The 6040-nt window shown below is 45.2% G+C and carries 10 protein-coding genes; 3 read left to right on the top strand and 7 right to left on the bottom strand.

What is annotated here, in order from left to right; all coding sequences use genetic code 11:
• Window positions 1-209: 209 nt before the first annotated feature.
• Both HMPREF2700_RS05900 and HMPREF2700_RS05895 read left to right on the top strand, forming a co-directional pair.
• On the top strand, window positions 210-1193 hold the full coding sequence (locus HMPREF2700_RS05900) for a ribose-phosphate pyrophosphokinase (protein ID WP_101755247.1): 984 nt from the start codon (window positions 210-212) through the stop codon (window positions 1191-1193).
• Window positions 1194-1258: 65 nt separating this feature from the next.
• Window positions 1259-1831, top strand: a complete 573-nt coding sequence (locus tag HMPREF2700_RS05895) for a 50S ribosomal protein L25/general stress protein Ctc (protein WP_004519902.1) — start codon at window positions 1259-1261, stop codon at window positions 1829-1831.
• A gap of 108 nt (window positions 1832-1939) precedes the next feature.
• Here HMPREF2700_RS05895 and hscB read toward each other — a convergent pair whose 3' ends face one another.
• Window positions 1940-2440: a Fe-S protein assembly co-chaperone HscB gene (hscB, locus tag HMPREF2700_RS05890; RefSeq protein WP_070590939.1), complete on the bottom strand. Its 501-nt coding sequence runs from the start codon at window positions 2438-2440 to the stop codon at window positions 1940-1942.
• Between the two features lie 79 nt (window positions 2441-2519).
• Here hscB and HMPREF2700_RS11415 point away from each other — a divergent pair, with 79 nt between their 5' ends.
• A complete protein-coding gene (locus HMPREF2700_RS11415) occupies window positions 2520-2741 on the top strand; it encodes an alternative ribosome-rescue factor A (RefSeq protein ID WP_083303958.1) in 222 nt (73 codons plus the stop codon).
• Here the strand turns inward: HMPREF2700_RS11415 and iscA are convergent.
• From iscA to HMPREF2700_RS05865, 6 genes are all read right to left on the bottom strand, one after another.
• The gene (iscA, locus tag HMPREF2700_RS05885; RefSeq protein ID WP_063075834.1) at window positions 2701-3021 is read right to left on the bottom strand and encodes an iron-sulfur cluster assembly protein IscA; all 321 of its coding nucleotides are present in this window, start codon (window positions 3019-3021) and stop codon (window positions 2701-2703) included. The genes HMPREF2700_RS11415 and iscA overlap by 41 nt on opposite strands.
• A gap of 69 nt (window positions 3022-3090) precedes the next feature.
• Window positions 3091-3336 carry a recombinase RecA gene (locus HMPREF2700_RS05880; RefSeq protein ID WP_070590938.1) on the bottom strand — a complete coding sequence of 82 codons (246 nt, stop codon included), beginning with the start codon at window positions 3334-3336 and terminating at the stop codon, window positions 3091-3093.
• A 108-nt stretch (window positions 3337-3444) separates the two neighbouring features.
• The gene (iscU, locus tag HMPREF2700_RS05875; RefSeq protein ID WP_003674559.1) at window positions 3445-3831 is read right to left on the bottom strand and encodes a Fe-S cluster assembly scaffold IscU; all 387 of its coding nucleotides are present in this window, start codon (window positions 3829-3831) and stop codon (window positions 3445-3447) included.
• Window positions 3832-3899: 68 nt separating this feature from the next.
• Window positions 3900-4028, bottom strand: coding sequence for a hypothetical protein (locus HMPREF2700_RS12010; protein WP_283129682.1), 129 nt, complete (start codon window positions 4026-4028; stop codon window positions 3900-3902).
• A 112-nt stretch (window positions 4029-4140) separates the two neighbouring features.
• On the bottom strand, window positions 4141-4749 hold the full coding sequence (locus HMPREF2700_RS05870) for a hypothetical protein (protein WP_070590937.1): 609 nt from the start codon (window positions 4747-4749) through the stop codon (window positions 4141-4143).
• 76 nt (window positions 4750-4825) lie between these two features.
• Window positions 4826-6040, bottom strand: coding sequence for an IscS subfamily cysteine desulfurase (locus tag HMPREF2700_RS05865; RefSeq protein WP_004519895.1), 1215 nt, complete (start codon window positions 6038-6040; stop codon window positions 4826-4828).

Here is a 6040-nt window from a genome sequence, read left to right as displayed (position 1 = left end):
CATGCGAAGGTTCGAATCCTTCCTCCCCAGCCAAATAAAAGCGTGTAAGTTTTCTTACACGCTTTTTTACGCGCAGAGCGAAATAACGCAGAAAAACTTTTTTTTACCCGTCTTTACGCGTATAATCGCGCAATTAGTGTCTTAGACATAGGGCAAAGGGAAGCGTAATGTTTTCTGAGCGTAAATCAAATCTAGAATCAGGTGAAGATATGGCTGCTTATGACAGTTTAATGGTGTTTACCGGTAATGCAAATCCGGAATTGGCGCAACGTGTTGTCAAACATTTGGATATTTCACTCGGTGAAGCCACCGTTTCCAAATTCTCTGATGGCGAAGTAGCCATTGAATTGTTGGAAAATGTGCGTGGTCGCGATGTGTTTATTTTGCAACCTACCTGCGCGCCAACCAATGACAACCTGATGGAAATTTTGACTATGGCCGATGCACTCAAACGTGCTTCTGCTGGTCGTATTACTGCCGCGATTCCTTACTTTGGTTATGCGCGTCAAGATCGTCGTCCTCGCTCTGTCCGTGTGCCGATTTCTGCTAAATTGGTAGCGAATATGTTGTACTCAGCAGGTATCGACCGCGTATTGACTGTTGACTTGCATGCCGACCAAATTCAAGGTTTCTTCGATATTCCGGTAGATAATATTTACGCTACCCCGATTTTATTGAACGACATTAAACAACAACGTATCGACAATCTGACTGTTGTCAGCCCTGATATCGGTGGTGTTGTACGTGCACGTGCTGTTGCTAAATCTTTAAATGCTGATTTGGCCATTATTGATAAACGTCGTCCTAAAGCTAATGTGGCTGAAGTGATGAATATTATTGGCGATATTCAAGGCCGTACTTGCTTGATCGTAGATGATATGATCGATACGGCAAACACCTTGTGCAAAGCGGCCGTTGCCCTGAAAGAGCGCGGTGCAGATCGTGTACTGGCATACGCCAGCCATGCAGTATTCTCCGGTGAAGCAGTGAATCGAATTGCTTCTTCCGAAATTGACCAAGTAGTTGTGACAGATACGATTCCGTTGTCTGAAGCAGCTAAAAAATGTGAACGCATCCGTCAAGTTACCATTGCCGGTTTGCTGGCTGAGACGGTACGCCGTATCAGCAATGAAGAATCCGTCTCGTATCTTTTCAATGAAGATGTGATGACTGGCGGCATGTTGCTGCCATAACCCGATGTCGTCTTAAGCTGGTCGCGGCCGATGACGACGATTTTATCTAAATTGGAGTATTAAACATGACTTACGAAATTCAAGCCTCTGTTCGCGAAGCCCAAGGCACTGGTGCGAGCCGCCGCCTGCGTCGCGAAGGCCAAATCCCTGGCATTCTGTACGGAGAAGGTCAAGAGCCTGTTGCTATCGCTGTAGACCACAAAACTGTATTCTATGCATTGGAAAAAGAATCTTTCCATACTGCTTTGATTAAACTGTCTTTGAACGGTGAAACTAAAGACGTTATCGTGCGTGACTTCCAAATGCACCCATTCCGTCGCGAAGTTCAACACATCGACTTCCAAGCTGTAAAAGCTGATCAACCTGTACGTATCCGTGTACCTCTGCACATTGTTAACGCTGAAAACTCTCAAGCTGTTAAATTGCAAGGTGGCCGCGTATCTCTGTTGAACACTTCTGTTGAAGTAGTTGCTTTGCCTGCAAACATTCCTGCTTTCTTGGAACTGGATTGTGCATCAGTAGTTGCCGGCGACATTCTGCACTTGTCAGACATCAAATTGCCGGAAGGTGTTGAAAGTGTTTCTCTGAAACGTAACGAAAACCTGGCTGTTGCTACTGTTACCGGTAAAAAACGCTAATCGGTAGTTAATATAAGAAAACCGTATCAGATTTATCTGATACGGTTTTTGTTTTGCATATAAAATCATTTGCTATAAAACTTGGGTAAACGTAACAGCATATGTACCTTATAAGATTGAAGCAATTTCATTGCGAAGCTTATTAAGAAAGCGTCCATGCCGTACCCATTGTGCGGCTGATTCATAATCTTGTTGTTTAAATGCTTGTTGCAAATCTTGATATAGGTTGCTTTGTACTTCTTGGATTTCTTGATCCAGTGCTCGGATGGCATCATGGTTTTGTTCCATTTGAGCATCCATCAATGTTTCCCGCCATTCCATCTGCTGCATGAGGAATTCTGGCGAAAACGAAGTGTGTTCAGGTGCATCAGCATCGATATTTTGGCTTTTCAAGAGATAAGCAGCCCGATCAATAGGGCTTTTTAATGTGCGGTAGGCATCATTAATTGTAGAAGACATCATAACGGCTTGTTTCTGCTCAAAAGCTGAAGCAGAAGCAAATTTATCGGGATGAAAACGAGCAGCTAAAGCTCGATAGGTCTGTTCGAGTGCTTCGGTATTAATATTGAAAGATGGCTCAAGCTGGAAGAGGTTGAAGTATTGAGACATGATATTAAAGGAAAAAATCTAAAGAAGAGGATTATTTTACGATATAATCCAAAAACTGTTTATACGAAAGGAAAACAATATGACCGGTAAGGTACAGCATAATAAAGGCAAAATACGAGACAATGCCTTAAAAGCCTTAGTCAAATCTGATTTGTTCCGACACAAAGTAGAACGAAAAAGAAAAGGCAAGGGTAGCTATAATAGGCAAGAAGCCAAAAAATGGCGGGATGGTTTTGATACTGTCCCGCCATTTTTATTTTTTAAACGTGGAAGCTCTCACCGCAACCGCAAGAGTCTTTAACGTTTGGGTTCTCAAATTTGAAACCTTCCTGTAAGCCTTCTTTGGTGTAATCGACTTGTGTGCCGTCTAGATAAACCAAGCTTTTTGGGTCGATATAAACGCGCGCGCCGTGTTCTTCAAAAATCAGGTCATCCTCGTTCACTTCATCGACAAATTCAAGGTTGTATGCCATGCCTGAGCAGCCGCTGGTTTTCACACCCAAGCGCACACCTAAACCCTTGCCACGTTTGGTCAGGTAGCCGTTGATGTGTTTGGCTGCGTTTTCTGTGATAGTAATCATGCTTTTTTCCTCATTTCGCAATCATTTTCTGTTTTGCCTGTTTTTTTATTTCAGACGAGCTCTTGACGCTCAGGCCGTCTGAAAACGCTGTTTTGCCCACTCTATTGCAGCGGCAATGGCAGCTTTTGCCTGCGGACTGTTTTTCCAACAGGTCGAGCCGGTCAATTGTGCGCCCTGTTTCAAAATATCGTCCAAATCTGCCGCCGCCAACTTGGCAACGTCATCCAACCCCATTTGCTGCAAACGCTGTAATATGGTTTTACCTATGCCTTTGACAGCAAGTAGGGATTGGATTTCTTCATCAGTAAAAGGCATTTCGCCTCCTTTGATTTTGCAGGTACTGGCGTACTTAATATGGCAGTTGGTGCCTATCAAGCTGATTTAGGCATTAATGTCTGCAAACTAAGTATCTGGCAAACAAGGTTATTTGTTTTCCTGACGTTTGCGATAGTCGGCAACGGCTGCTTTTACTGCATCTTCGGCTAAAATAGAACAGTGGATTTTAACTGGAGGCAATTCCAACTCTTCGGCAATTTCGCTGTTTTTGATTGCCAGTGCATCGTCAAGGCTTTTGCCTTTGACCCACTCGGTAATCAGGCTGGAAGAAGCGATGGCAGAACCGCAACCGTAAGTTTTGAATTTTGCATCTTCGATAATACCCTCATCGTTTACTTTGATTTGCAGACGCATTACGTCACCGCAGGCGGGTGCGCCGACCATGCCGGTGCCGACGGACTCGTCGTTTTTGTCGAAAGTACCGACGTTGCGGGGATTTTCGTAGTGGTCGATTACTTTATCGCTGTATGCCATGATGTGGTTTCCTTTGTGTTTTTAGTGGTGTAAATGGTTTGTTTACGAATATTCAGACGGCCTGAAGTTTAGATTTTACACGCGCCACCTTCGCAGCCGTCGTCATTCTCTGAATCAACGCCGCCCTCTACGGTAACGCCGTCAAAATCTTCGAGCAGGTTGTCGAGATTCTCGAGGTCGAGCTCTTGTTCGTCCATGAGCTTGTATCCTTAATTTGAAGATTGTAGTTTTTAGGTCGTCTGAAAAGGTTTTTAAGGTTTCAGACGTCCTTTTAAATGTCTAAGTTGATTGCCTATTACAGTTGTTTTATCAGCCATTTATAAAGGCACATTCTAAAATTGTTTGGGGTTTTCCGTTAACATTAATCGGTTTTAGTTTTGCTTGCAGGGTTTCGTATTCTTCTAAAATCAAACTGTATTTTCGAACAGGACGATATTTTCCTTTTAACACCTTGCGTGCCTGTTCCAAAGGTACATCCAACAACAAACGGGTGTAGCTGTAACCTGCGGTTTCTAATTGGAATGTCTGGCTGATATGAACCACAGGCAAGCCATGGTAAGTACCGCTGAGTTTCAAACGGGTTTGATCAAGAATGAACTGTTCTCCATCTTCACTAAATTCCGCGCGGTGCAAAGTCATCGGCGGGTGCGCAAGATCACGGTAAGCCTTTGGCAGCTGGACTCTATTGGGATGATTCAAACGCAGGTTTTGATATTTAGAGCCTTTATCGTTCCAGTTATCGCTTACATCACTAAATGGTTCCAACAGGTTTTCCAAACGCTTATCGAATTGGCAGCCGTTTTCAAATGATTTGAATATAGTTGACCAATCGGCTTGTGTCTGTGCTGAAACCAGCGGGGCAGAGCATAGAGTCAGACAAGAAAGTAAGTGGCGTATTTTATTTTTTATTATCGTCATTTTTAGTATTTTTCTTGATGAGGTCGTCTGAAAAGGTAAAGGTCTTTTGAATTTTTCAGACGACCTTTTCTCTTGATTAATGCGCCGCCCATTCAATCGAGTTCAAATCGATACCTTCTTTAAACATTTCCCACAGCGGAGACAGTTCGCGCAGTTTGCCGATTTTGGATTTAATCAGTTCTGCTGCGAATTGGACTTCTTCTTCGGTGGTCATGCGGCCGAAGGTGATACGCAGGGATGAGTGCGCCAATTCGTCGTTGCGGCCGAGTGCGCGCAGGACGTAGCTTGGTTCGAGACTGGCAGAAGTACAGGCGGAGCCGCTGGATACGGCGAGTTCTTTCACTGCCATAATCAGGCTTTCGCCTTCGACGAAGTTGAAGCTGACGTTCAGGTTGTTCGGAGCGCGGTGTTCGAGGTCGCCGTTGATGTAGACTTCTTCAATACCTTCGATACCTTTGAGGAAGATATCGCGCAGTTTCAGGTAGTGCGCAGTGTCTTGTGCCAATTCTTCTTTGGCAATGCGGAAAGCTTCGCCCATACCGACGATTTGGTGGGTCGGCAATGTGCCGGAACGGAAACCGCGTTCGTGGCCACCGCCGTGCATTTGGGCTTCGAGGCGGACGCGTGGTTTACGGCGTACATACAGGGCGCCGATACCTTTAGGGCCGTATACTTTGTGGCCGGACATAGACAGCAAATCAACTTTGGCAGCTTCAACGTCGACAGGTACTTTACCGCATGCTTGTGCTGCGTCAACGTGGAAAATGATTTTGCGTTCGCGGCAGATTTCGCCGATGGCAGGAATATCTTGAACCACGCCGATTTCGTTGTTTACCCACATGACGGAAACGAGGATGGTGTCTTCGCGGATGGCGGCTTTCAGTACGTCTAAATCAACCAAACCGTTTTCTTGTACGTCTAGATAAGTTACTTCATAACCTTGGCGTTCGAGTTCACGCATGGTATCGAGCACGGCTTTGTGCTCGGTTTTTACGGTAATGAGGTGGTTGCCTTTAGATTTGTAGAAGTGCGCCGCGCCTTTGATGGCGAGGTTGTTGGACTCGGTTGCGCCGCTGGTAAAAACGATTTCTTTAGAGTCGGCGTTAATCAGGGCTGCAATGTCTGCGCGTGCTTTTTCGACTGCTTCTTCTGCTTCCCAGCCGAAGCTGTGGCTGTTGGAGGCTGGGTTGCCGAAAATATCGGACAGGTAGGGAATCATTTTTTCGGCAACGCGGCGGTCAACGGGAGTGGTTGCGGCGTAGTCGAGGTATACGGGGGTTTTGACGGTCAT

Origin of the sequence: Neisseria sp. HMSC068C04, from assembly GCF_001810105.1 — a bacterium.
Lineage (GTDB): Bacteria > Pseudomonadota > Gammaproteobacteria > Burkholderiales > Neisseriaceae > Neisseria > Neisseria flavescens_B.
This window is presented reverse-complemented; position numbering and strand designations above follow the sequence as displayed.